The organism is Xanthomonas campestris pv. campestris str. ATCC 33913, assembly GCF_000007145.1.
GTDB classification, from domain to species: Bacteria; Pseudomonadota; Gammaproteobacteria; order Xanthomonadales; family Xanthomonadaceae; genus Xanthomonas; species Xanthomonas campestris.
The window spans coordinates 450,175-475,171 of record NC_003902.1; the positions used below are offsets into that span (position 1 = coordinate 450,175).

Annotated in this window: 19 protein-coding genes, 1 tRNA gene, 1 other RNA gene and 1 pseudogene; 9 read left to right on the plus strand and 13 right to left on the minus strand. The window is 64.9% G+C overall.

The window, feature by feature from the left end:
• Window positions 1-159 precede the first annotated feature (159 nt).
• Window positions 160-2,064, minus strand: coding sequence for a tRNA uridine-5-carboxymethylaminomethyl(34) synthesis enzyme MnmG (mnmG, locus tag XCC_RS01965; protein ID WP_011035631.1), 1,905 nt, complete (start codon window positions 2,062-2,064; stop codon window positions 160-162).
• A gap of 552 nt (window positions 2,065-2,616) precedes the next feature.
• Window positions 2,617-3,087 carry a hypothetical protein gene (locus XCC_RS01970; RefSeq protein WP_011035632.1) on the minus strand — a complete coding sequence of 157 codons (471 nt, stop codon included), beginning with the start codon at window positions 3,085-3,087 and terminating at the stop codon, window positions 2,617-2,619.
• Between the two features lie 157 nt (window positions 3,088-3,244).
• On the opposite strand from XCC_RS01970, the gene XCC_RS01975 reads away from it, so the two are divergent.
• Genes XCC_RS01975 through XCC_RS01985 form a run of 3 tightly spaced genes read left to right on the plus strand, consistent with a single transcriptional unit; the run spans window position 3,245 to window position 5,269 of the window.
• Window positions 3,245-4,204 (plus strand): pyridoxal-phosphate dependent enzyme, encoded by a 960-nt coding sequence (locus tag XCC_RS01975; RefSeq protein WP_011035633.1) that lies wholly within the window; start codon window positions 3,245-3,247, stop codon window positions 4,202-4,204.
• The gene (locus tag XCC_RS01980) at window positions 4,189-4,806 is read left to right on the plus strand and encodes a YdcF family protein (RefSeq protein ID WP_011035634.1); all 618 of its coding nucleotides are present in this window, start codon (window positions 4,189-4,191) and stop codon (window positions 4,804-4,806) included. The genes XCC_RS01975 and XCC_RS01980 overlap by 16 nt, the downstream gene beginning before the upstream one ends.
• 43 nt (window positions 4,807-4,849) lie before the next feature.
• A complete protein-coding gene (locus tag XCC_RS01985; RefSeq protein ID WP_011035635.1) occupies window positions 4,850-5,269 on the plus strand; it encodes a nuclear transport factor 2 family protein in 420 nt (139 codons plus the stop codon).
• 161 nt (window positions 5,270-5,430) lie between these two features.
• Here the strand turns inward: XCC_RS01985 and lpxO are convergent, their stop codons facing one another.
• From lpxO to bioB, 7 genes are all read right to left on the minus strand, one after another.
• A complete protein-coding gene (lpxO, locus tag XCC_RS01990) occupies window positions 5,431-6,336 on the minus strand; it encodes a lipid A hydroxylase LpxO (protein ID WP_011035636.1) in 906 nt (301 codons plus the stop codon).
• A gap of 275 nt (window positions 6,337-6,611) precedes the next feature.
• Window positions 6,612-7,496: a malonyl-ACP O-methyltransferase BioC gene (gene bioC, locus XCC_RS01995; RefSeq protein WP_011035637.1), complete on the minus strand. Its 885-nt coding sequence runs from the start codon at window positions 7,494-7,496 to the stop codon at window positions 6,612-6,614.
• Between the two features lie 96 nt (window positions 7,497-7,592).
• Window positions 7,593-8,375, minus strand: coding sequence for an SDR family oxidoreductase (locus tag XCC_RS02000; protein WP_016944935.1), 783 nt, complete (start codon window positions 8,373-8,375; stop codon window positions 7,593-7,595).
• A gap of 792 nt (window positions 8,376-9,167) precedes the next feature.
• Window positions 9,168-9,929 (minus strand): pimeloyl-ACP methyl ester esterase BioH, encoded by a 762-nt coding sequence (gene bioH / locus XCC_RS02005; protein WP_011035639.1) that lies wholly within the window; start codon window positions 9,927-9,929, stop codon window positions 9,168-9,170.
• 31 nt (window positions 9,930-9,960) lie between these two features.
• Window positions 9,961-10,326 (minus strand): DUF7079 family protein, encoded by a 366-nt coding sequence (locus tag XCC_RS02010; RefSeq protein ID WP_016944938.1) that lies wholly within the window; start codon window positions 10,324-10,326, stop codon window positions 9,961-9,963.
• Between the two features lie 2 nt (window positions 10,327-10,328).
• A complete protein-coding gene (gene bioF, locus XCC_RS02015) occupies window positions 10,329-11,534 on the minus strand; it encodes an 8-amino-7-oxononanoate synthase (RefSeq protein ID WP_011035641.1) in 1,206 nt (401 codons plus the stop codon).
• A 99-nt stretch (window positions 11,535-11,633) separates the two neighbouring features.
• Window positions 11,634-12,668 carry a biotin synthase BioB gene (gene bioB / locus XCC_RS02020; RefSeq protein ID WP_011035642.1) on the minus strand — a complete coding sequence of 345 codons (1,035 nt, stop codon included), beginning with the start codon at window positions 12,666-12,668 and terminating at the stop codon, window positions 11,634-11,636.
• Window positions 12,669-12,717: 49 nt separating this feature from the next.
• Between bioB and XCC_RS02025 the strand changes: the two genes are divergently transcribed.
• On the plus strand, window positions 12,718-13,443 hold the full coding sequence (locus tag XCC_RS02025) for a ComF family protein (RefSeq protein WP_016944939.1): 726 nt from the start codon (window positions 12,718-12,720) through the stop codon (window positions 13,441-13,443).
• A 396-nt stretch (window positions 13,444-13,839) separates the two neighbouring features.
• Here XCC_RS02025 and ubiA read toward each other — a convergent pair whose 3' ends face one another.
• Complete coding sequence (gene ubiA, locus XCC_RS02030) at window positions 13,840-14,745, minus strand: 4-hydroxybenzoate octaprenyltransferase (RefSeq protein ID WP_011035644.1); 906 nt, start codon at window positions 14,743-14,745, stop codon at window positions 13,840-13,842.
• A 264-nt stretch (window positions 14,746-15,009) separates the two neighbouring features.
• Between ubiA and XCC_RS02035 the strand changes: the two genes are divergently transcribed.
• The 3 genes and pseudogenes from XCC_RS02035 to XCC_RS02045 all read left to right on the plus strand — a co-directional run bounded on the left by XCC_RS02035 (window position 15,010) and on the right by XCC_RS02045 (window position 16,974).
• A tRNA-Arg gene (locus XCC_RS02035) sits at window positions 15,010-15,086 on the plus strand.
• 210 nt (window positions 15,087-15,296) lie between these two features.
• Window positions 15,297-15,692, plus strand: coding sequence for an Arm DNA-binding domain-containing protein (locus XCC_RS02040; protein WP_230309688.1), 396 nt, complete (start codon window positions 15,297-15,299; stop codon window positions 15,690-15,692).
• A 67-nt stretch (window positions 15,693-15,759) separates the two neighbouring features.
• A pseudogene (locus XCC_RS02045) lies at window positions 15,760-16,974 on the plus strand (IS4-like element IS1481A family transposase).
• 344 nt (window positions 16,975-17,318) lie between these two features.
• Here XCC_RS02045 and XCC_RS02050 read toward each other — a convergent pair.
• Both XCC_RS02050 and XCC_RS02055 read right to left on the minus strand, forming a co-directional pair.
• Window positions 17,319-19,454, minus strand: coding sequence for a TonB-dependent receptor (locus tag XCC_RS02050; RefSeq protein WP_011035647.1), 2,136 nt, complete (start codon window positions 19,452-19,454; stop codon window positions 17,319-17,321).
• Window positions 19,455-19,938: 484 nt separating this feature from the next.
• Complete coding sequence (locus tag XCC_RS02055) at window positions 19,939-20,643, minus strand: superoxide dismutase (RefSeq protein ID WP_011035648.1); 705 nt, start codon at window positions 20,641-20,643, stop codon at window positions 19,939-19,941.
• Window positions 20,644-20,825: 182 nt separating this feature from the next.
• Between XCC_RS02055 and XCC_RS02060 the strand changes: the two genes are divergently transcribed.
• Window positions 20,826-20,901, plus strand: a non-coding RNA gene (locus XCC_RS02060) — sX9 sRNA.
• A gap of 226 nt (window positions 20,902-21,127) precedes the next feature.
• On the opposite strand, the gene XCC_RS02065 is transcribed toward XCC_RS02060, so the two are convergent.
• Window positions 21,128-21,556 (minus strand): DUF2946 family protein, encoded by a 429-nt coding sequence (locus tag XCC_RS02065; RefSeq protein ID WP_080506175.1) that lies wholly within the window; start codon window positions 21,554-21,556, stop codon window positions 21,128-21,130.
• Window positions 21,557-22,357: 801 nt separating this feature from the next.
• On the opposite strand from XCC_RS02065, the gene XCC_RS02070 reads away from it, so the two are divergent.
• Window positions 22,358-24,973 (plus strand): TonB-dependent receptor plug domain-containing protein, encoded by a 2,616-nt coding sequence (locus tag XCC_RS02070; protein WP_012437148.1) that lies wholly within the window; start codon window positions 22,358-22,360, stop codon window positions 24,971-24,973.
• Window positions 24,974-24,997: the final 24 nt, after the last annotated feature.

Genomic DNA, 24,997 nt, shown 5'->3' on the forward strand with positions numbered 1-24,997 from the left:
CCGAACGATCGGCCGAGTCGAGCAGACACGTGAGGGTTCTGCGGGTAACCAACTGCACGGCAGCCAGAAACATCCGTCACTCACGCCAATGCAGACTTCAAGACCGGGGCGGCGCGTGTGACGTCACGCCGCCGCTGTCCTGCGCACCGACCACTAGCGTCACGCCACCTGGCTGCGCCGCGCGCGTTCCAGGTGCACCAGCAGCAGCGAGATCGCGGCCGGGGTCATGCCCGGAATGCGCTGTGCCTGGCCGATACTTTGCGGGCGCACGCGTTCAAGTTTCTGCTGCACTTCCATCGACAGGCCACGCACGCCGGCGTAGTCGAAGCCTTCCGGGATCGGAGTCGTTTCGTGGCGCTGCTGGCGGGCGATTTCGTCGCGCTGACGATTCAGGTAACCGGCGTATTTGACGCCGATTTCCACTTGTTCGGCGACCTGCGCATCGTCCACGCCCGGGCCCAGCGTCGGCACCCGCATCAGCGCGGCGTAGCTGAGTTCCGGGCGCTTGATCAGGTCCAGCACATTGGTCTCGCGGCTCATCGGCACGCCCAGGGTGTCGACCACCTCGCGGCCCAGGGCATTGCCCGGCGTGGCCCAGAGTGCCGACAGGCGCGCAGTTTCGCGCTGCACCGCCTCCTGCTTGCTGGAAAAGCGTGCCCAGCGCGCATCGTCGACCAGGCCCATGGCGCGGCCCACGCCGGTCAGCCGCAGATCGGCGTTGTCTTCGCGCAGCTGCAGCCGGTATTCGGCGCGGCTGGTGAACATGCGGTACGGCTCGGTGGTGCCGTGGGTGATCAGGTCGTCCACCAGTACGCCCAGGTAGGCTTCGTCGCGGCGCGGCGACCAGGCCGGCAGCGCCTGCGCCTGGCGTGCAGCGTTGAGCCCGGCCAACAGGCCCTGCGCGGCGGCTTCTTCGTAACCGGTGGTGCCGTTGATCTGCCCGGCGAAGAACAGCCCGCCCACCGCCTTGGTTTCCAGCGAGGCTTTGAGCCCGCGCGGGTCGAAGAAGTCGTACTCGATCGCGTAGCCCGGGCGGGTGATATGCGCCTGCGCAAAACCGCGGATCGAGCGCACCAGCGCCAGTTGCACGTCGAACGGCAGCGAGGTGGAAATACCGTTGGGATAGATCTCGGTGACGTCCAGGCCTTCCGGTTCGACAAAGATCTGATGGCTGGTCTTGTCGGCGAAACGCACCACCTTGTCTTCGATCGACGGGCAGTAGCGCGGGCCAATGCCCTCGATCTGCCCCGAATACAGCGGCGAGCGGTGCAACGCGCCACGGATGATGTCGTGGGTCTGCTCGGTGGTATGGGTGATCCAGCAGCTGACCTGGGTCGGGTGGTCGCTGACCTGGCCCATGAACGACATCACCGGCAGCGGGTCATCACCTGGCTGCTCATCCATCATCGTGTAGTCGAGGGTACGCCCATCAATACGCGGCGGAGTTCCGGTCTTGAGGCGATCGATGGCGAACGGGCGCTCGCGCAGACGCGCTGCCAGCGTGGTGGCCGGCGGGTCGCCCATGCGCCCGGCCGCGTATTGGGTCTCGCCGACATGGATCTTGCCGGCCAGGAAGGTGCCTGCGGTCAGGACCACGGCCGTGGCCTCGAAGCGCAGCCCGGTCTGGGTGATCACCCCACGCACGCTGTCGCCTTCGGCGGCACCGTTGTGGATGATCAGATCGTCCACTGCCGCCTGGAACACGGTCAGGTTGGGCTGCGCTTCGACGATGCGGCGGATGGCGCTGCGGTACAGGTTGCGGTCTGCCTGGCAGCGGGTGGCCCGCACCGCCGGCCCCTTGGAGGCATTGAGGGTGCGCCACTGGATGCCGGCCAGGTCCGCCGCCTTGGCCATCGCCCCGCCCAGTGCGTCGATCTCCTTGACCAGGTGCCCCTTGCCGATCCCACCGATGGCCGGGTTGCAGCTCATCGCGCCCACGGTCTCGATGTTGTGGGTCAGCAACAGCGTGCGTGCACCGGCGCGGGCAGCCGCCAGCGCCGCCTCGGTGCCGGCGTGGCCGCCACCAATCACGATGACGTCGTAGCGATAGAAGGAGTCGGACATGGGCGTGGACCAGAAGCAGGAGGAAGACCAGCGGCCGCGAACGTAGCGGCTGAAGGGCGGTTTGCGGCATTAACACGTGAAATATGTGACTAAAGTCACATTATTGAACACTGGCACTCAAGTTGGCATGTTTCGTGCGGATATCCCCACTGCACCCGTCGTGGCATTGCGACATGGGCGCAAGGCTGGAATTGGAACAGGGGCCAGCCGCGCGTGCGATGGGGTAGCGTAAGGGCCGGTAGTCGGGGGACTGCCGGCCCTTAGTTTTATCTGCACGTCGCCAGCGCACACGCTCTGGCCTGCTTCGCAACGCTCCAATGCACAAAGCCCCGGCATGCCGGGGCTTTGTGCATTGGAGGCGCCGATATCCGACAGGGCCGGAACAGGGGGGATCCAGATTTCCCTGTCGGACATCGACATAAGTCGGTCAGTGGAGTGGCCAGGTCAGAAAACGACGTGGCGGGTCACACAGTGCACCTAGCTTGCAGCCAAGTGCAGACTGAACGCAAGCCCCCAACATTGCCAAGTGTGGGCTGCGTCGCAGTCAGCCGATCAGGGAATCTGCTGGCGCGTATTGCGTGGTGCGGTCTGCCGCTGGATCTCGCGGATCACCCGCGGCGGAGCGCCGATACGCGGCGGCTGCGCCGGACGCGGTGGCGCGCCGGTGGCTGGCGGCGGGTTGGGGCGCTGCGGGCGCGGACCGTTGGGCCGGCCATTCGGGCGCGGGCCATTCGGCCGGGGACCATAGTTGTTGTAGGGACGGTACTGCGGACGTCGATCGTACTCGCGGTAATAATAGCCGCCGCCGCCGCGATAGACCGGGTACACCGGATAGTCGTACAGACCGATCCCGCCGGCCCCGTAAGGGCTGCCATAGGAATACGGCGCATAGCCCGGCGGGTAGCGGTACTGCACCGCGGGCGCACCACGGTAATACCCACCCGACCCGGCGCCGGTGTAGTCGTACGTCGCGCAGCCGCTCAAGGCCAGCAGGCCGGCGGCAAGGATCAGACGGAATTTCATGGATGGTGCCCTCCTGCAACCATGGTGTCACTGTCGAACCGCGGCATTGAATCGGTCCTTAACTGTGCGGTGATGGCGCGTATGTTCATTGAACGAGCATGCGCGGGACGCCGACCCTCGACCGTGAAGAGTGAGGCGATACGTTAATCTTGGGAGCATGATCGAAACGCTTCTTCCTGCCTATTCCGACGTCCTGCAGGCGGCTGCACGCATTGCCCCGCACACCGCACCGACCCCGTTGCTGCGCTCGCACACGCTGGACACGCTCAGCGGTGCGCAGCTGATGTTCAAGGCCGAGCACCTGCAGCGCAGCGGTGCGTTCAAATTCCGCGGCGCCTGCAATGCGGTCTGGGCGTTGCCGGCCGAGACCGCCGCACATGGCGTGGTGACGCACTCTTCCGGCAACCATGGCGCGGCGCTGGCACTGGCCGCGCGCACCCGCGGCATCGGCTGCCATGTGGTGGTGCCCGAAGGCGCGGTGGCTGCCAAGCTGGCCAATATTTCCCGGCATGGCGCCACCTTGTGGCGCTGCGCGCCGACCATCGCTGCGCGCGAGCAGCTATGCGCCGAGGTCCAGGCCAGCAGCGGTGCGACCCTGGTTCACCCGTATACCGATCCGGCGGTGATTGCCGGCCAGGGCACCGCAACGCTGGAGCTGTTGCACGACAGCGGCGGCCTGGATGTGCTGGTGGCGCCCGTGGGCGGCGGCGGGCTGGCGGCCGGGGCGGCCCTGGCGCTGCAGGCTTCGCCCGGTTGCGCGCTGGTGCTGGCCGAGCCGGCGGGTGCAGCCGACACCGCGCGGTCGCTGGCGGCAGGGCAGCGGCTGGTGGACTTCGTTCCCGACACCGTGTGCGACGGGCTGCGCGGCACCCTGGGGGCGCCCAACTTCGCGCTGCTGCAGGCCGCCGGAGCGCAGGTCATCACCGTTGACGATGCCGCCGTGGTGCAGGCCATGCGCCTGCTCTGGCAGGTCTTGAAACAGGTGGTGGAACCGTCGTCGGCCATCGCGCTGGCGGCCGTGCTGGCCGACCCGGCGCGCTTTGCCGGGAAGCGGGTGGGCGTCATCTTGTCTGGCGGCAACGTCGACCTGGACGCCTTGCCGTGGGCCGCCGCGTGAGCAGGCCTTCGCGCGGGCTCGGCCTGTGGGGTTGGGGGTGGCGGCTGTGCATGCTGGCGCTGATCTGGCTGGTGGGCGTGGCCGGCTGGATCGTCTGGGTGGGCGACCGCGACCAGGCCGCACCGGCTGACGTGATCATCGTGCTGGGCGCGGCGGCCTACGACGCGCGCCCCTCTCCCGTGTTCGAAGAGCGCATCCGGCACGCGCTGGACCTGTATGCACGCGGCTACGCGCCGCATCTGCTGTTCACCGGCGGCTTCGGCAACGGGGCGCGTTTTGCCGAATCCCAGGTGGCGCGGCGCTACGCGCTGCGGCACGGCGTGCCGTCGGAAGCCATCGTGATCGAGACCAGCTCGCGTACCACCCGGCAGAACCTGCTGCAGGCGCGCGCGCTGATGGAGCGGCATGGCATGCACCGGGCGATCATCGTCAGCGACCCGCTGCACATGGCGCGCGCGCTGCGGCTGTGCCAGGAGCTGGGCGTGGATGCGCTGGCGTCGTCCACCCCGAGCACGCGCTTCCGCAGCTTCCACACCAGCTGGCGCTTCCTGTTGCAGGAGGTCTATTACTTCCACCGCGATCTGGTGGTGCAGGGCGCCTGATGCCGGGCCTATGATGGCGGCTTTCCCAGCGGCAGGTTCGAGCATGAGCGAGAGCAATCGGCAACGCGCCACCGGCCTGGTCCAGGCCTACTACGAGGCATTCAACCGCGGCGATTGGGACGCCATGCTGGCGTTCCTGGCCGAGGACGTCGCCCACGACCTCAACCAGGGTCCACGCGAGATCGGCCGGGCGGCCTTCGCCAGCTTCCTGCAGCGCATGAATGACAGCTACCGCGAGCAGCTGCGCGACATCGTGGTGACTGCCAATGACGAAGGCACGCGCGTCGGCGCCGAGTACGTGGTGCATGGCGTCTACCACACCACCGACGAAGGCCTGCCGGACGCGAACGGGCAGACCTATGTGCTGCCCGGCGGCGCGTTCTTCGATGTGCGCGATGGGCAGATCACGCGGGTGACCAATTACTACAACCTGCAGGAATGGATTGCGCAGGTGTCGCGCTGACGCCAGGGCTGTTGCGGTGCAGGTTGGCTAAATCTGCACTGGACTGCGTAGGAGCGCGCTCGCGCGCAATGAAGCGTTATCGATAACGCCACATCGCGCGCGAGCGCGCTCCTACGTGGTTGGTCGGGCATTGCAGTAGCTGACGGGCGTGGTGGTTTGCGTTACAGCAGCACGATGCCCACGACCACCAGCACGAAGATGCCCCACTTGAGCGTCTGGTAGAGCGGGTTGTTGCGCTCCTTCAGCGCCTTGGCCTTGAGCCGGGCGGCGTAGAAATACCGGAACACCCGGTTGATGCCGCCGGTCTTGTCGCCTTCCTGGTTCGGCGAGGCGCCGGCCGAGAGCAGGCTGCGGCCGACGAAGCGGTTCACCGCCGCCGCCCAGCGCCAGCGCATCGGGCGCTCGATATCGCAGAACAGGATGATGCGGTCCTGGTCGGTGTCGTTGCGCGCGTGGTGGATGTAGGTCTCGTCGAACATGGTCCACTCGCCGTCGCGCCAGCTGTGGCGCTGGCCGTCGACGTCGATGAAGCAGCGGTCGTCATTGGGCGTGGCCAGGCCCAGGTGCAGCCGCATGGAGCCGGCGAACGGGTCGCGGTGCGGACGCAGTTCGCTGCCCGGCGGCAGCTCGGCGAACATCGCCGCCTTGACCGTGGGAATGGAGCGCAGCAGCGCGGTGGTCTGCGGGCACAGCTCGGCCGCCGACGGGTGCGCGGTGCCGTACCACTTCAGGTAGAAGCGCTTCCAGCCGCGGCGGAAGAACGAATTGAAGCCGATGTCGGTGTAGCCGTCGGCAGCACGGATCTTCTGCATCTGCTGCAGCGCCACTGCCTCGTCGCGAATCAGCGTCCAGTTCGCGCGCAACGGGGCCAGCTCCGGAAATTCCTTGCCCGGATCGATGAACGGCGTGGTCGGCACCCGCGAACACAGATACATCAGCGTGTTGATCGGGGCCATGAAGGTGGAATGGTCCAGCAGCTGCCGGCTGAGCCGGTGGCGCACGCGACCGCGGTAATGGATGTACAGCGCTGAGGCAATGAACAGCGCGATGATGAGCCACTTCAACATTGGGGAGGCCGGTTGGGGGCGGGGGCCGTTAACTGGTGAATTCTACCGGTTGCAAGCGCCGAGCCTGCCTGATCGGGATGGGCCCGGCGGTAATACTGTGTCCTACCGATGACCGGCGACATGCGCCGGCAGGGTGTGCGCCGCTTGCGTGCGGTTGGCGCACCGTGGCGCGGGCGCCGGGGTGCTGTCGGAGGCAACGGGGACCGAAGCAGGCGACTGGTGCATGCCGCGGCCGCGCCTGCCTGGCGGCTGCGCGCGCGCAGTGATCGCCACGCTTAGTCCTGGCGGCGGCGGATCGGGATCGCGCCCACCGGCACGCTGGCGATGTCCTGCCCGCGTTCGCGGATCGGAGCGCCCGGCGCCGGTGCCCAGGCGTGCGCGTAGATGACTTCCCACGAACTGGGCAGGGTGCCATCGGGCCGCCGCAGGGGTTCGTAGGCCGCACTGGCGGCGGCGAAGCGGCCGCGGCCGGTCAGCGTGGCGCGGCGGTTGCTGAGCGCATTGGTGGCGCCCATCGCGCGCAACTCGCGCATCAAGGCCGGCAGGTCGTTGTAGGTGAGGGTGAACAGGTCGCGGTCCAGCACCGGGTCGCGGAAGCCGGACATCATCAGCGCATCGCCAAACTGCGCAATCGGCGGGAACCGGCTCACATGCGGGGCCGGGTCGGCCTGCGCGAAGGCCTCGCGCAGTTCGATCAACGTTTCCGGGCCGAAGGTGGAGCACAGCAGCAGGCCGCCGGGCCGCAACGCACGCCGAAAGCCGGCAAACACCGCCGGCAGGTCTTCCACCCACTGCAGGCACAGATTGCTGAAGATCACATCCACGCTGCCATCGGCCACCGGCAGCGCGCGGGCATCGGCGCAGACCTGCGCAAACGGCTTCCACCAACCCGCAGTCTTGCGCGCCTGGCGCAGCATCGGCAGTGCCTGGTCGAGCGCGATCACCTGCGCCTTGGGCCAGCGTTTCTTGATCGTGGCGCTGGCATGGCCCGGGCCGGCACCCACATCCAGCACCACCTTGGGCGCGGTGTCGCCGAGATAGTCGAGCGACTCCAGCAGGCGCGTTTCCACCTCGCGTTGCAGGGCGGCGGCGGCGGCATAGCTGCTGGCGGCACGCGCGAAGGCGCGCCGGACGTGGCGGGGGTCGAAAGTGCTGTTCATTGCCGCGCTATTGTCGCCGCTGCACGCCGCCGAGGGAATTGCCGCAGCGACACGGTGTGATGCGCGGCGGCGTGTTGATGCGCAGCGCCAGTGGCGTCAAAACGTGCCCGGGTAGGCGCCGCCGTCGATCAGCAGGTTCTGTCCGGTGATGTAGCCGGCCTGGGCACTGCACAGGAATGCGCAGGCCGCGCCGAACTCGTCCGGCTCGCCAAAGCGCCCGGCCGGGATGCCGGCGCGTTTGTGCGCGGCCACCGCCTCGGCGCTGGTGCCTTGTTGCTCGGCGATCGCGGCGAAGTTGCCGCGCAGCCGGTCGGTGGCGAACTGGCCCGGCAACAGGTTGTTGAGGGTGACGTTGTCGGCCACGGTGCTGCGCGCCAGCCCGGCCACGAAGCCGGTGAGACCGGCGCGCGCGCCGTTGGACAGGCCCAGGATGTCGATCGGCGCCTTCACCGCGCTGGAGGTGATGTTGACGATGCGGCCGAAGCGCCGCGCGCGCATCGCATCGACCGTGGCGCGGATCAGTTCGATCGGGGCCAGCATGTTGGCGTCGAGCGCACGCAGCCAGTCCGCGCGCTCCCACTGACGGAAATCGCCCGGCGGCGGCCCGCCGGCGTTGTTGATCAGGATGTCGACCTGCGGGCAGGCGGCCAGCGCAGCGGCACGGCCTTCGCTGGTGGTGATGTCGGCGACGACGCTGCGTACCTCACCCGCGCCGGGCAGGGCGCGCAAGTTGCTGGCGGACTGCTCCAAAGCCTCGCGGCCACGCGCGACAATCACGACATTGGCGCCTTCGCGTGCCAGCGCCTGTGCGCAGCCCAGTCCCAGGCCCTTGCTGGCGGCACATACCAAGGCCCAGCGCCCGGCGATTCCCAGATCCATGCGGTGCTCCTTCAATCAACGAATGCGCATGATCGGTGATCGCGGCTGCACGGCGTGTGGTGGTGGATCGGACAGTGTGTTGATTGGCGGTGGTCCCAGGAGTGATCTCGCATTGCGTGGCGATCAGCCGTGACTGCAATGGCTGTGAGAGGTGGCTGCGATGCGTGCTGCGTGATTGCCGCGGCTCATGGGCGCGGTGGCGCCAGGACGGCATGAGCTCATCATCTCAGGTGTGCGTTGTAGTTAATCGGGCGCACATCCTGCGCAGGATGCGCGCACCCGTCTTCTCATCCGGGATCAGCAGTTCGTCGATGCGGATTGAAACGCCTGAGTGGGTCGCGTACGCACAGCCCGGTGTACGGCAGCTTGTCGACGTACAAGCGCGTGTCCTTCAGGCCCGGCAGACGTAGCTGGCGTTGATCAGGCGCGAGGGGCTGTTGCACTGACCGTCGATAGCGACGGGAAACAAAAAAACAGTGTGCTGCGTGCAGTGCGATTCGCACTGTGGCGCGGAGAGGCGGGAGTGCGCCATGCGCGATCTTGGATGGTATGGCACCGAAAGCGGCTGACGAGATAGTTGCATCTGCAGCGTTCGCGCATTGCGTTATCGATGTACTGGGTAGGCTCAGGCCTGCGTCAGCGGAAGTGCACCCCATCCAACGCAGCTCACGATTGCTTGCGGCCAGTGAATCCTCACTACACGCCGCAGGCCGACGTGAAGCCTTCGCCATGCACCTGCGCGCGGGCAGATGCACCTTGCTGCCGCGTCGCATCACACACGGTGTGCATCTCTCAGGGCAGCGCTGCAACAAAGCGGTGCAACGCCTCGGCCACCTGGTCGGCGTGGCCCAGGAACGGTGCATGTCCGCCGCCGTCGATGGTGAGTGCCTGTGCGTGTGGCGCGCGCGCAGCCGCGGCATGCATGCCGGCGGCCGGCACCAGGCGGTCGCGTTGCCCGGCGATCCACAGGCTGGGCCGCGCAAGCGTTGCCAGCGCGCGGCGCAGGTCGGTGCGTTCGAGCAGGCCCAGGCCATCCTGCAGCGCGCTGGCTGCCGGTTCGCCGCGCGCGGTGAGCGTCTCGCGCAGGCTGCGCAATTCGCTGCGCGCATGCGCCGAGCCCAGCGTGTCCAGGGCGAGAAACCGGTCGAGCGTGCCGCGGTAATCGCGCGCAAGATCCTGGCCGAATTGCACGAAGACCTCGCGTTCCACCGCATCGGGCCAGTCGCTGCCACGCACGAAGCGCGGCGTGGCGGCGATCATCGCCAGCGCGCGGACCTGCGGTTGGGTGGCCGCTGCATGCAGTGCGAACAGGCCGCCCAACGACCAGCCCACCCAGACCGCCGCCGGCGTGGCCGCGGCGATTGCGGCCACCACGTGCGGCAAGGCCAGCGGCGTAGTGTCGTCGTGGCTGAAGCCATGCCCGGGCAGGTCCACCAGATGCAGTTGGTAGTGCGGTGCCAGGCGCTCCACCAAGGGTGCGAACACACCGCCATGCAGTGCCCAGCCGTGCAGAAGAACCAGTGCCGGCCCGTGGCCGATGACGTCGATATGCATGCGCGTAGTGTCGCCGATCACGCGTGCTGGGTCAGGTAGCTGCGGCCTCGGCGCGCAACGCGGCCACGCGTGGGCCAAGCCAACGCCACTGCGCACGTGCGTAGCCGCGCCAGCACCAGCGATCGGGCCAGCGCCACGCGCGCGCACGGTGTGCGGCGATGGCCGCGCTCAACCACGCCGGATCGAAGCCGTCCCACACGCCGGCCACGCTGTACACATTGCTGCGCAGCACCGGGTGCACGTCGTGCAACAACATCGTGCGCAGCTGTTCCAGCGAAAACGGCGACTCCGCCAGGCAGCGCACGATGCGCGCGTGCATGGCATCGACTGCGGTGTCCAGATACAGCTCGGCCATTGCCTCCCACACGCGGCGTTGCGCCGGCGTCGGGGTGTGCATACTCAGGCCAGCGCGCGCTGCGGCTGGCGGCTGACCACATCGCGCGCCTGCACGATGGCATCGACCAGGGCCTGCACCTGTTGCGGCGTGTGCAATGCCGACAACGTCACCCGCAGCCGCGCCTTGCCTTCGGGCACGGTGGGCGGGCGGATTGCACCGACCATGAAGCCGGCTTGCTCCAGCGCCGCAGACATCGCCATCACGGTGGGTTCCTCGCCGCACAGCAGCGGCTGGATGGGGGTGTCCGAGGCCATCAGTTCGAACCCATGCCGGCGCGCGCCATCGCGGAATGTGCCGATCAGTTCGGTCAGCCGCGTGCGGCGCCAATCGTCGCGACGCGCCAGGCGCACCGCAGCCAGGGTGGCGGCCACCTGCGCGGGCGGCAGCGCGGTGGTGTAGATGTACGGGCGCGCGGTTTCGGCCAGATGGCGGATCAGCGCTTCTTCGCCCACCACCACCGCGCCATAGCCGCCCAGGGCCTTGCCCAGGGTCACCAGTTGCAGCGGCACTTCGGCCACGCCGAGCCCGGCATCGGCCACGCAACCGCGGCCCTGCGGCCCCAGCACGCCCACGCCGTGCGCATCGTCGACATAGAACAAGGCCTCCTGCATGCGCGCGACCAGGCTCAGCGCACGCAGTGGCGCAACGTCGCCATCCATGCTGAAAACACCGTCGCTGGCGAGCATTGCCGCGCCCTCCGGCGCGCCCTTGAGCTGGCGCATCGCGCCTTCCACATCCAGGTGCGGGTAGCGGCGCAACCGGCAGCCGGCCAGGCGCGTGGCATCCAGCAGGCTGGCGTGATTGAGCCGGTCCTGCACGCAGACATCGTCTTCTTCGCTGAGCAGCGCCTGCTGCACGGCCAGGTTGGCGATGAAGCCGCTGCCGAACAGCAGCGCCGACGGATAGCCCAGCCATTCGGCGATGTCGCGCTCCAGCGTTTCGTGCGCGGTGTGATGGCCGCAGATCAGATGCGAAGCAGTCGCCCCGGCACCATCGCGCGCGGCGGCATCCTGCAGCGCGGCCACCACTTCGAACTGCTGCGACAGCCCCAGGTAATCGTTGGAGCAGAAACCGGTCAGCCAACGCCCATCGATTTCCAGGCGCACGCCGTCGCGGCGGCCCACCTGCCGCCGCACCCGCACCCGCTCCTGGGCCACGCGCAATTTGCGCAGCGACGAAATCCGTTCGTGCAGATCGGGGCGAGCCATGGCGTTCGTCGACAGCGGAAGAGGGCCGCTAGCGTAGCGTGCCGGGCCCAGCGCGCCCAGCCGGCACCGACGGCCGGTGCTAGCTGGGCGCTGATGCGGTCAGGCCGCGTGTTCGCACGCCGCGCCGCAGGTGATGTCCGCATGCACGGTGCCGGGGTGGTCGTGCTCGGCGGCGTCGACGGTGATCTGCATCGGGCGCAGGCCCAGCCGCTGGAACAACCCCTGGTCGCGCTCGGTATCAGGGTTGCCGGTGGTGAGCAGCTTTTCGCCGTAGAAGATCGAGTTGGCACCGGCCAGGAAGCACAGCGCCTGCAGTTCGTCGCTCATCGCCTCGCGGCCGGCGGACAGGCGCACCATCGACTTGGGCATGGCGATGCGCGCCACCGCGATCATGCGCACGAACTCGAATGCATCCAGGGGCTCGGTGCCGTGCAATGGAGTGCCGGGAACCTGCACCAACTGGTTGATCGGCACCGAGTCCGGGTGCGCTGGCAACGTTGCCAGCGCGTGCAACAAGCCGACGCGGTGCTCACGGGTTTCGCCCATGCCGACGATGCCGCCGCAGCAGGTCTTCAAGCCCACATCGCGCACGTGCTCCAGGGTGTTCAGGCGGTCTTGGTACTGGCGGGTGTGGATGATCGAGTCGTAGTAATCCGGCGCGGTGTCCAGATTGTGGTTGTAGTAGTCCAGCCCGGCGTCCTTGAGCGCGCGCGCCTGGCCGGCGTCGAGCATGCCCAGGGTGGCGCAGGTTTCCAGGCCCATCGCCTTCACCTCGCGGATCATGGCGGCCACCTTGGGGATGTCGCGGTCCTTGGGCGAGCGCCACGCCGCACCCATGCAGAAGCGCGAGGCGCCGGCGGCCTTTGCCTGGCGGGCCTTGGCCACCACGTCTTCGGTGTCCATCAGTTTCTGTGCGCTCACCCCGGTGTCGTAGCGCTGCGCCTGCGGGCAGTAGGCGCAATCTTCCGGGCAGCCGCCGGTCTTGACCGACAGCAGCGTGGAGACCTGCACCTCGGCCGGGTCGAAGTGGGCACGGTGCACGCTGGCGGCGCGATGCAGCAGCTCGGGAAACGGCAGCGCGAACAGCGCATGCAGTTCTTTGCGATCCCAGTCATGGCGGACGACAACGGACATCGGGGTTTCCTGACAGTCAGCGGCTTGGAAGCCAGGCAGTCTGGTGAGCATGGACGAGGCTGTCAACTTTACGCATCCGCATTCGGTTTACAGGTGGCCACAACGGCTGCTGCGATTGCTGCTGCCATCGCTGTGCCTGGTGTGCGCGGAGTCGGGCACCGACGATTGCGACCTGTGCCCGTCCTGCCGGGCGGCGCTGCCAGACCATGGCACTGCCTGCGCGTGCTGTGCCACGCCGTTGTTTGCCGCTGCCGGGCTCCCGTTGTGCGGCCAGTGCCTGCAGCACCCGCCGCCGCTACAGCGCGCATATGCCTGCTTCACCTATCGCTGGCCGGTGGACGGGCTGCTGCGACGCTTCAAGTTCCATCAGGATCTGGCGGCCGGCCGGGTGCTGAGCGAACTGATGGCCGCGCGCTGTGCCGCCTTGCCGCGGCCACAGGCACTGGTGCCGGTGAGCCTGCACCGGCATCGGCTACGCCAGCGCGGTTACGACCAGGCGCTGGAGTTGGCCCGGCCGCTGGGCCGCGCACTGCAGCTGCCCTGCCTGCCGCTGCTGCGCCGCGTACGCGCCACCGCGCCACAGTCCGAACTGGATGCCGACGAGCGCCGACGCAATCTGCGTGATGCGTTTCTGGCGCATGGGCCGCTGCCCACCCATGTGGCGCTGGTGGACGACGTCATGACCACGGGCGCCACCTTGCATGCAGCCGCACAGGCGCTGCGGCGCGCCGGTGTGCAGCGCGTGGACGCCTGGGTCTGCGCGCGGGTGCCGTGAGGGATGGTGGCTTGCGCGTTGTAGCGTTGCGCCGTGAGGCCTGGCCCGCAACGTTGTCGGCGACGGTCATCCAGTTGCGCCGCTATCGGTGTCATGACAACAACGCGCCGAGGCGACAGCGCGCCCGGGGATTGGCGCAGAGCGGCACATGGATGTGTCGCTGCGGCGAATCAGGCAGGATGTCTGACCGAGCCGAATAGCCGATCCCCGGGCGCGCTGTCGCAGCCCACCGAAGCCGGCGCCTGACAGGTGGAGCCATGCCGCAACCAAACCACTTTCCGCGCCCCGGCCCGCGGTTGCTGCGCGGGCGCTCCAAGGCGCACACCAGTGGCGGGCAACCTGTGTCTTCGCGGCCCCTGCGGGCTTAACGCGCGGCGCGATTAGCGCATCTACCCGCTAGCGCAACGCCAGCGACGCGGCGATGCCGACGAAGATCGCCAGGCCTACCCAGTTGTTATGCAGGAAGGCGCGGAAGCAGGGGCCGCGTTCGCGGTGGCGCGCGATGTGGAATTCGTAGGCCACCAGCAGCGCTGCGATGCCCAGCCCAGCCCAGTAAGCGATGCTGAGGCCGGCGCGCAAGCCCACCAGCACCAGGGCCGCGAACATCAGCGCATACAGCACGCCTTGCGCGATCAGGTCGTAACGGCCGAACAGGATGGCGGTGGACTTGCTGCCCATGCGGAGGTCGTCCTCGCGGTCGACCATGGCATACCAGGTGTCGTAGGCGGTGGCCCAGAGGATGTTGGCGGCGTATAGCAGCCAGGCCAGCAGCGGCACGCTGCCCTGCACGGCGGCGAAGCCCATCGGGATGCCCCAGCCGAACGCCATGCCCAGGTATACCTGCGGCAGATGGGTGTGGCGCTTCAGATAGGGATAGCTGGCGGCCAGAAACAGGCCGGGCACGCTCAGCGCCACGGTCAGCCAGTTGAGGCTGAGCACCAGCGCGAAGGCGACCAGCATCAACACCACGAACACCCACAGCGCCTCGCGGCCGGAGACCGCGCCGGTGGCGAGCGGACGCGACTTTGTGCGCTCTACGTGCGGATCCAGCCAGCGGTCGGCGTAGTCGTTGATCACGCAGCCGGCCGAACGGGTCAGCCAGACGCCAGCGGTGAACACGAACAAGGTCCACAACGGCGGCAGGCCCCCGGCCGCCAGCCACAGCGCCCACCAGGTGGGCCAGAGCAGCAGCAGGCTGCCGATCGGGCGGTCACCACGGACCAACTTCCAATACTGTCCCAGGCGCTCTGGCCACGTCAGCGCAGGGGCCATGGGCACGTTCTTGAAACCTTGCTTGCTCATGCTGCAAAGGGTAGCAGCGCCGCTTGGCCGCGGTCATGCGCTTGATGGTGTGGACGTCGCTGTTGGCTGCGGTTGGGCGCGCTTTTGAAGTGGGTTTTCAGGTGCGGGGCGCTGCAGCGCTGGAGGGATAGCCCCATCTTTGCGACCGCGCCGATAGATGAGGATGCGCTTCGGCTGGTGTGCGCGGAGGGATGCGCGCCGGGAAGCGGGCCACGGCCCAGGGATCACGCGCATGGCGCCGGTTCTGGCATAATGCGCGGCCAGGCGCTCGTAGCTCAGCCGGATAGAGTAGTGGCTTCCGAAGCCATTGGTCGGGGGTTCGAATCCCTCCGGGCGCACCAGATGAACCCTCCGGGACATCCAAGAAAGTCCAAAACCCCCGAGAAATCGGGGGTTTTTGTTGCCTGAGGTTTTCCTAGGTCCACCATGATCCATTGAAATCCAGGCTCGTAGGGGCATAGATGGGGGCACCAGCCCCCAGTGCGAAAGCGGATGCCCCCATGCCCCTGAGTGACGCCGCAGTGCGTAACGCAACGCCCGCTGACAAGCCCGTGAGACTGTTCGACGGCGGCGGCTTGTATGTCGAGATCTCGCCGAAAGGCGCCAAGCTATGGCGATGGAAGTATCGCTTTGGCGGTAAGGAGAAGCGCTTGGCACTGGGGGTCTACCCAGAGGTCAGCCTGGCGGAGGTGCGAGCGCAGCATCTGGAAGCACGCAAAGTCCTCCGGTCCGGCATTGACCCAGGTGAGAAGAGGAGGGTCGACAGGCTGGTGCGCGTTGATCGGTCCCAGCTCAGCTTTGCAGCTGTCGCTGCAGAGCTCCTGGCCCTGCATGGCAAGAAGAATTCCGTCCTGACGATGAAGCGCAATGGCAGGATCGTCGAAAAGGACCTCAACCCTGAGGTTTCCCCACATTTCCTCCTGGCAAATCAATCACTTGCGACGTAATTGCCTGGAAGAAAGTGCGCGCATGGCGCAATCTTCAAGGTGACTAAGCCAGAGAAGGTTGACGACCATGCGCGCCAGCGAAGTATTGCAGAAGTGCCTGCCCAACTCACTGTCCGGGATGCATGCGTTGCGCGAACGCGCGTTGCTGCATGCGGTCGAGGCGTTGTTGCACGGACGCAGGCTGACACTGATGGACATCGCACGTTCGTGGCCGAGCGCACTGCGGGTGCGCGCGCCGCTCAAGGCAGTTGATCGCCTGTTGAGTAATCGCAATTTGCAGGTCGAGCGATCAGTGATCGACCACGAGATGGCAGCACTGGCTGCTGCGCGGCGCGCAGCCGGTAATCGTCATCGACTGGAGCGATCTGAAGCCAGACAAATCGTGGTGTCTGCTGCGCGCAGCGGTGCCGGTGGGCGGCCGCACGCTTACCTTGCTGGACATGGTAGTGCCAGGAAAGCAGCAGGGATCGCCTGGTGCAGAAAGACGCTTCTTGCAACAACTGAGGGCACTGGTTCCGGACGATGTTCGCCCGATCCTGGTCACTGACGCCGGCTTCCGGACACCGTGGTTCCGCGCTGTATCGGCCATGGGCTGGTGTTGGGTTGGGCGACTGCGCGGGCGCACGCAAGTCAAGCCGCAGGACGTGCGGGATGAAGCAGATCAGTGGATCGACAGCCGGAAACTGCATGTGTTGGCGTCCAATCGTGCATGCGAGTTACCGCCGATGCAGGCCAATCGCAGCGATCCACTCGATTGCAGGTTGGTGATTTACGCCAAGGCACGGCAAGGGCGCAAACAGTGCAATCGCCGCTCACCCGCCAAAGTCTCGCGTGCGTCATCGAGTCTGAAGGCCGCAGCGCGCGAGCGCGAGCCTTGGCTCATCGTTGCATCCCCGCAGCTGCAGGCGCCCAGCGCAAAGCAGTTGGTCAATGTGTACGCACGACGGATGCAGATCGAGCTTGCATTTCGCGATCTGAAATCACATCGCTACGGCCAGGCGCTGGAAGACAGTTTGACCCGACGCGGCGAGCGACTGCAGATCCTGCTGCTGATCAATACGTTGGCTGCATTCGCCAGCTGGTTGGCGGGGCTGGGATGCGAAGCGACCGGTATCGCCCAGTGGCTGTCTCCTCGCAACAGCACACGCAAGCTTTACTCCACGCTACGCATCGGCCGAGAAGCGCTGGTCAGGCAGTGGCCGATGGAACCCGTCTCACGGGGATAGGGCGCTTGCGCGCACTGCCTGCGGCAGTACGCGGGCAGATGATGCTTACGGTGTAAAACGTGGGGATACCTTAGTATCTGGACCGATTGAGGTACTTGTAACAGAGGGGTATCGGTGTGCGTGGCAGCACTGCATTCGGAAGCGGTATAGCTGTCGCGTTTCGCACGCACCTGGAGCGTGTCCAATGTCCAGCTGTTGAATGCCGGCTCGGAAGTTTGGGGTGATGCAGGATCTTGTGCTGACACTGCGTCCTGGTTGAGCGAAGGCGCGGCGAGCAGTGCGGGCGAAGCGAGAGCAGCCGCAAGCGCGAACGCCAGGCGGGAGGGAGCGGACGGTGTGGCCCTGGAGGGATGCATGGAAACTCCAACAATGAGCGGGAAGGTCGAGATGTGACTGGCCATCAGAAACGATGGTCCACGGTGAACTCGACGCGCCTGTCGGCACCCCGCAGCCACTGGGTATCGGTGTAATAAGCCGTTTCGTAGAACGTCTTGTCGAAGGCATTGAAGACGCGGGCGGTCAGTCGGGTGGCTGGGCGGGCCTGCCAGGAGACCGTGACATCCGTGGTGGCATAGCCCGGAAGTTGCAACGTATTGGCAGTGTCCGCATAGCGCTTTCCGACATACCGAACACCCGTGGCGACCGTCCAGTCTGTAGCCACCTGCCAGCTCACCCACGCATTGGCCAAGCGCTCGGCGACGTTGGGCGGCACGTTGCCATCCCGAGAGACCGCGATGACCGGCGAACCAGTGGTCTCCAGAAAATCTTCGAACTCTGCCTTCAGCACGGTGGCGTTGAGATCCAGCGACCATGCCGGCGCGAAGACCCATGCCAAGGACGCCTCCACCCCCTTGGACGTTTGTGCGCCCACCTGGACACGTCGGTCCGGGTTCAAGGGGTCGCGGCTAAGCAAACCGGTCTTGCGAATGCGATAGGCAGCCAAGGTCCACTCGCCGCCATCAAAGCCCTGTTTGAAGCCAACTTCCACCTGCTTGCCTCTGGATAGATCAAATGCCCCGTTGTTCGGACTGATCATTAGCAGACCACTGATCGGGTCAGACGCTTGAGAGAACTGGGCGTAAAGCGTGGACGTTGGCCGGAGTGCAAACACCGTTCCGGTACGCCAGCCGGTATTTGAGTAAGTCTTTGAGAACGTCCGCTGCCCGCTGATCAGGTCGGTGCGCTGAACAATGGCACGGTCATGGCGGAGGCCTGCCAAGATGGACCAGCGGTCGGTCAGCGCCAAACGGTCTTCAAGGAAGAGCGAGTATTGCTCGGCGCTGTTGCGATACCGGGGGATATTCGGCGCGTCGCTAATGAACCGGCCCGGCACCGGATTGAACAGGTCCACCGGCCCGGAACTTCCCGAGTAGGTGTTATTGGTGTGCTTGAAGTGGGCTCGGTTGGCATCTACGCCAACGGCAAAGGTGTTGTCCATGTGGCCAAGACCACCCCGCAACCGCAGCGTGGAGGTCAGACCGGTCTGGTCCTGGTTGTGCGTGATCTGCGTGTTGTCGGAGCGGTCGATCAGCCCGGTTGTCGCGTTATAGACGTAGGCCTCGGCATTGCGCCAATCGCGCTGGCTGTCGACCTGGTAAAGGCGCGTGCGCCATTCAACCGTATTGTTGGGCGTCCACACCGCGTCGAGCTGGCTCCAACGGTCTCGGAACCGGATGACGCTGTCAGAGACGTTGTAGTTTTCGTGGCGCAACGCATTCAGCTGTTGGCCGTCCACCAATGGCGTGCCGAAGTAACGCATGGGGCGTTGATAGCCTTCTGCATGCGTCAGTGTGAATTGCAGGTCCGGCCGCGCTTGCCAGAGCAATGCGCCCGAGAAGGTGGCATCACCGTTGTAGCCACGATCCACCCAGCCGCTACTGTAATTGCCACTGACATCCAGCCGGTAGGCGAGGTTGGAGCTCAACGCGCCCCCGCTGCCGACCCCCAGTCGTGCCGTGTCCTGGCTGCCCACGGTAGCTCGAAGCTCGTTTTCCACCGGGCCAAAGTGAGGCTTCTTGGGCACGATGTTGACTACGCCCCCGATCGCGCCGTCGCCATAGATGACGGAGGCCGGGCCACGCAACACTTCGATGCGTTCGATCGACCACGTGTCAAAAGGGAACGTGACTCCCACGCCGCCGTACTGTCGGATGCCGTCATACAGACGCATGACCGACGCACTGTCGGTAAAACCACGGCTGGATAGGGCACTCAGGCCATTGCCTGGATGAGGCATCGCGCTGATGGCACCGGCCCAGGTGATAGCATTGTTTAGGTTGGCATTGCCGCGTGCGTTCAGTTGCTCACGCAAGATAACGGTCAGGCTTGCAGGAGTATCGAGCACGCTCAGACCGAGTGCCGAACCGGTCGAACTGATGTCAGTCAATGTGCCTGCGCGATCGTCGACGACCCGGACCGTGTCGAGCGTTCGGGGCGCTGGGCCTTGTTGTGCCAAGACTCCAGTGGAATGCAGCAGGAATGGAACGAGAGCCAAGGCTAGGCGTCCCGGACGGAGGACCGAGGGAAAGGAATGCATGGGTGGTTCCAGGTGGAATAGCGCCGTGGGCGCAAGCGGGCGTTGTTTGAGAACGACTACGCCGCCATCGGAGGGCCACGTGGACGATGCGCGGTGCTGCTGGCGAACCGCGGGACATTCGACGCACAAACGTCACTGCCGGCTGAGGCATGAGTGGGAGCGGCACGCCTCCAGGTCCAGTCATGCGGGGTGAGAAGAAGCGCTGCCAGCAGGCAGTGCTCGCAAGCAGCGTCGTGGGGCAGGGCGTGCTTGCCTAATTGGATTTGCCCTTCGCGACTACCCAGGGCCAGCGTGGCCGGTTTGGTTGCCAGCTGGTGGCCCGTCTCGCACATGGCCTCCATGACCATCTGCTGCGGCAGCGATTCAACCCACCGGCTGACAACCGGCGCAACCACCAGCAGCAAGGCCGCCATGGCGGCCCAGCTGCGGATAGCGTGGGCAAGGAATCTTCGAAGAGCCATGGGCGTGGGCGAGGATTGGCCGGTCAGCGCTTGGCTGCAGCGCCAAAGCGGGCGTTGACCTCGGTCCAGTTGACCACCGACCACCACGCCTTGATGTAGTCGGCCCGCTTGTTTTGGTAATGCAGGTAATACGCGTGTTCCCACATATCCAGGGCCAGCAGTGGCGTGCCGCGGTCGGACACGACATCCATCAATGGGTTGTCCTGATTGGACGTGGTGGTGATCGCCAGTGAGCCGTCTGGTTTGACGATCAACCAGGCCCATCCCGAGCCGAAAATTTTTGTGGCCGCCTCGGAGAACTTGGTTTTGAAGGCCTCTTCGGAGCCGAACGACTGTGCCAGTTTTGCCTTGAGGGCCGGCGATATCGTTCCTCCCTGGCCTGCGGGTGCCATCAGCGTCCAGAACAGGCTGTGGTTGTAATGGCCGCCGGCATTGTTGCGGACCGCCGCGTCGTACAGAGAGATATGGGCCTGGATGTCTTCGACAGACGTGGTCGACAACGCTGGGTAGTCTTCGACCTTGTTGTTGAGGTTATCGACGTAGGCCTTGTGATGGCGTGCGTGATGGATCTCCATCGTTTGCGTGTCGATGGCCGGTTCCAATGCATTGGTCGCGTAGGGCAGCGCCGGTAGCGAGAAGGCGACTTTAGGTGCGTCGGCTGCGACTGCAATATTTGAAAGTGCCAGCAGGGCGCTGAGGCCTAACGCTTTAATGGATCGGCAATTCATGGTGTTTTGCTCCGATTTCAAGAAGGACGAACAGGGTGCTAGCAGGCGTTTGGCATGAAAGCACAAGCGCACGGCGGACTGTGTCGGTCCGTTGGAGTCAGGAACTCTGGTCCTCAATTAAGAGCATCTAACAAAACTCCTGCGCAGCCGCCAGGCGAGCGCGGCCGGTGCTCGGAATCCTCATGTACCACTCGTACACTGCGGTTCCTAGGCTCCTTCCGCGCCCACCTGACGGCTGTTCGCTATGTTTTGTCAGCCGCTCTAAATCGTAAGGACTGCAGTGCACATGCACTTGCACGCGTCAACCTCACAACGTGCGACGACGCTTCGCCCTTGCTCGCGCAGGAGCAAATCGTTCAAACCGGGCACTCGACGGCTCAGTCTCGTCCTAGCAGATCCGCTACACCTCAACTTGGCAGCCATACAAGCCAATAGCCGCCAGCCCAAAGCAAAGACGGAAAAGATGCCGCACCGGAACGTTGTGTCAGGCGAGAACGACGGAAGGGGGGCCGCGGGCACCCAAGGTGCTTGAGAGCAGCGATAGGCGCGTATTAGCGAGCCTTGCTAATCGCCCGAAGCTGCCAGGGTAGCCAGTGAGGAGCAGTAGCACTGCAATCAACAGACTGATCAAACGGGCAGCAATCACGCAGTAATCACAGTCGACGCCCATGTCATGCTCGGCATGTGGGCCGGGCATTGGGCGTGCATTTGCCGTCTCATCGTCTGCGTCGTGATGGGGATAGACGTTGGATGAAATTGAAGCCGTCTCCAGCACGTCTACCGCATCGTGGTGATGCTGGTGGCGAGGCGTCTGCTTAAAACGCGAGCCATGCTGATGCACTACGTTGAGCGCTGAGGAGGCCGATGCTGCGGACTGCTTCAGGGCGCGACTTACCAACGGCGCAATGAGCATCAAGAGAATGGCGAGCCATGCGCAGGCAAGCAACCAGTGGTGGCGTCGTGAACGGTGCACATTCCGATTCTAATGGAAGCGGCCGACGAATGGTCTGTGGGCCAAGATCGTCGAAGGGCTGCGACAAAGTGTCGCAATGTGTGTTGGAGCAACGCCTGCCGCAAGGTCTGTCTGCCTTTCGCAAAGGTTTCAGGTAGCGAATACGCCAATGCCACATGCTCCATGCGCCGAGTAACCCACGGACGAGGGCGCGATGGTGAGCGCGTGTGTTGCTAGGCTTCGCTCACCGAGCCTCTGCTCGACACGTAGCATGTAGCCAACCAGTGTTTGGCGTAGTCGTACGCGGCGTTTCGGTCAGTGAAGGCAACACCGGATATGGATTGACGATGAAGTGTGATGCCGCCGGGCTTGGAAATAGGAGTTCGGGTAGGAATTTACCGTCAGCCGGTGAGAAGTGCGCCGTTAGCAGATAATCGCCCACGTGACGAGTTGCGGTAACGCCCAAGAGCATTTTTCCTTGATGGTGCCCAGCACCGTTGGTTGTTCGAAACATCACAAAAAAAGCCGCAGCCAGGCGCTGCTTGGTGGCGGATGATCATGGACGACAAGAGTCCAACAGGCAGTCGGTGTTAGGCGAGCTGGACTTTAGGTATTTCCCTCAGCAGCAGCGCCGGGAGAGGCGGTTGATCCGTCCCCAATATGAGGAGCGCACGTTTGCTCTCGCCGACTATTTCCAGTCGCCACTCGAAATACTGAAACAAATTGTTACTATGTAACAATAATTCTTGATGGGGAGTGTGCATGTTGCGTAGTCGAACTCTTGCGGTGACGGGAATGCTGTCAACGAGTCTTGCAGTGGCACTGCCAGCCTTCGCTGAAGATCGGGAAGCGAACTCGTCTACGCTGGTAGACAAGGAATTCGAGGTCATTACGGTGGGTAGCCGCTTCGGCGGTCGCTCGATGCTGCAGTCGCCAACGCCAGTGGACCTGATTACCAGAGAGGAGATGGAGCGCAACGGGCGCGTCGATCTGCTGCAGATGCTCAAGGTCGAAGTGCCCAGCTTCAACATCCCGCGCCCGATTGCATCGGGTGCCGGCGACTACCTCATGCCGCCGTCTTTACGGGGCCTGGGGCCGGGTGAGGTGCTGGTGCTGATCAATGGCAAGCGTCGCCACACGTCGGCAGATCTCAACTCAAGCAATGGTGTTGGACGCGGCGATATTTCGATCGACTTCAACGCCATCCCGTCCCTGGCCTTATCGCGCGTGGAAGTCCTGCGCGATGGCGCAGCGGCGCAATATGGGTCCGATGCAATCTCCGGCGTCATCAACCTCACCTTGGACCGCTCGCTGGAGACCGTGGCGCACGCCACTTACCTTGCTACCAGCAAGGGCGACGGTCAAACGCATGAGGTGGCCGCAGCGACGGGATTCCCCATCGGCAGGGAAGGCGTCGTGCGGCTCACTGCGGCCGTGCAAGACATCGCAGCCAGCAACCGGGCGCGTCCCGACACTCGGCAACAGTATTTCGGCGCCAACGCTGCTGGTGCGCCGGTGATGCCCTCCGGCAACTATGGCTCCGGGACAGGGCTGACCGCGCCCAATGGCAGGCTTGATCCCCTCGAAGCCGGTTTTGACCGGGACGTGTTCTTCCAGGGCACCCAGCCAAGCACCAATCGGCAGCTGTTCTACAACTTAGTGACGCCCCTGTCTGATGCGGTGGAGTTCTACTCCTTCGGCGGCCACAGCCGCCTGGATGGGGATATCACTTACTTCTTCCGGCGTGCGGGTCAGGACGAGACGGTACGTGCCATCTATCCGGATGGCTACAGCCCGATGCTGGATACACGCATCGACAACACATCGGTTGCGCTGGGTCTGCGAGGCCATGCGCTTGCAGGATTCGGTTGGGACCTATCCACGGTCTACGGGCGCAATACGCAGGACCTGTTTTACGCCAATAGCGTCAATGTCTCGCTCGGCGCCGGTTCGCCAACACGTTTCTATCGCAGCGGCGCCGACTTTGATCAATGGACAACCAATCTCGATCTGAATCGAGAGCTCGCCCTGGGCAGCTTCAGCCCACTGCGCTTGGCATTAGGCGCAGAGCATCGCTACGAGCAGTACCGGCTGTTGTCCGGCGCCGAGGCTGGCTACATTAACGGGGGCGTGCCCATCCTGGACGGGCCCAACGCGGGAAGGCCTGCGATTCCCGGCTCACAGCCGGGCCCAAGCAATGGCCCGGACGACAACGCGCTGCTGGACCGGAACAGTCAGGCGATCTACGTGGAAGTCGAGCAATCGCCTAGCGACCGCCTGCTGCTGAGCGCTGCCGCCCGCCATGAGCGCTACTCCGATTTCGGCAATACGACGAACGTCAAAATCGCGAGTCGTTTTCAGCTGAGCGAACAATGGGCGCTACGGGGCTCGTACAACACTGGCTTCCGTGCTCCAGCGCTGGCGCAGTCTGGTTACAACGCGTCCAATACGTTGATTCTCAATGGGGCGCAGGCGATCGTGCGTGTTGCCGCAGTGGGAACCGAGGCGGCGCAGCTGGCCGGGGCGACCGATCTCAAGCCTGAAACGTCGAACAACATTTCGCTTGGCACGGTATTTCAGGAAGGCAACTGGTCAGCCTCACTTGATGCTTATCAGATCAAGGTCCGCGACCGCATTGCGATTTCCTCGACGTTCCAGGACCCGCACCTGACCAACTACCTTGCGGCCAATGGACAGTCGGGATTCGCGGCGATTTCGTTTTTGACCAACGCTGTGGACACCGTCACGCGTGGCATGGATCTGGTCATCAATTATCGGCGACAATTTGAACTTGGCGGAGCACTGACCGGCACCTTTGCTGGCAATTACAACACCACTGATTTTGATCGGATTGCTGGCACGCCTGCACCAATTGCTGCGCTGGGCATCACCACGCCGCTGTTCGACCTGACCCAGCAGTTGCGGTACTCAGACAGTCAGCCTCGCGACAAGCTGATGCTCAACCTGAACTATACGCATGGCCGCTTCTCGGCAAACCTGACAAACACCCGCTATGGCCAAGTCTCCAGCGTGGCCCTGACTGGCAAGAACGCAGCGCAGGTTGCAGTGCTCACGCCGGGCTACGACACGCGCTTGGTGCCAGCCTCGGCCACCACCTACGACATCATCCAGACCTTTTCGCCAAAGATCATCACCGATCTGGAACTCTCAGCACAGGTGACGCCGGCCCTGCGTGTGAGCATCGGGGCGCAGAACCTGCTTGATGTGTATCCGGACGAGAATATCGCGTCCACTGCGGCCAGTGTTGCAGTGGGGACCAATGGCTCGGACAACGCAGGCACGCATCCGTATAACGCCACATCGCCGTTCGGCTTTACGGGTCGTGCGTTATTTATGCGCGCCGGTCTTACGTTTTAAGCACACGACGACGATGCTTGAAGC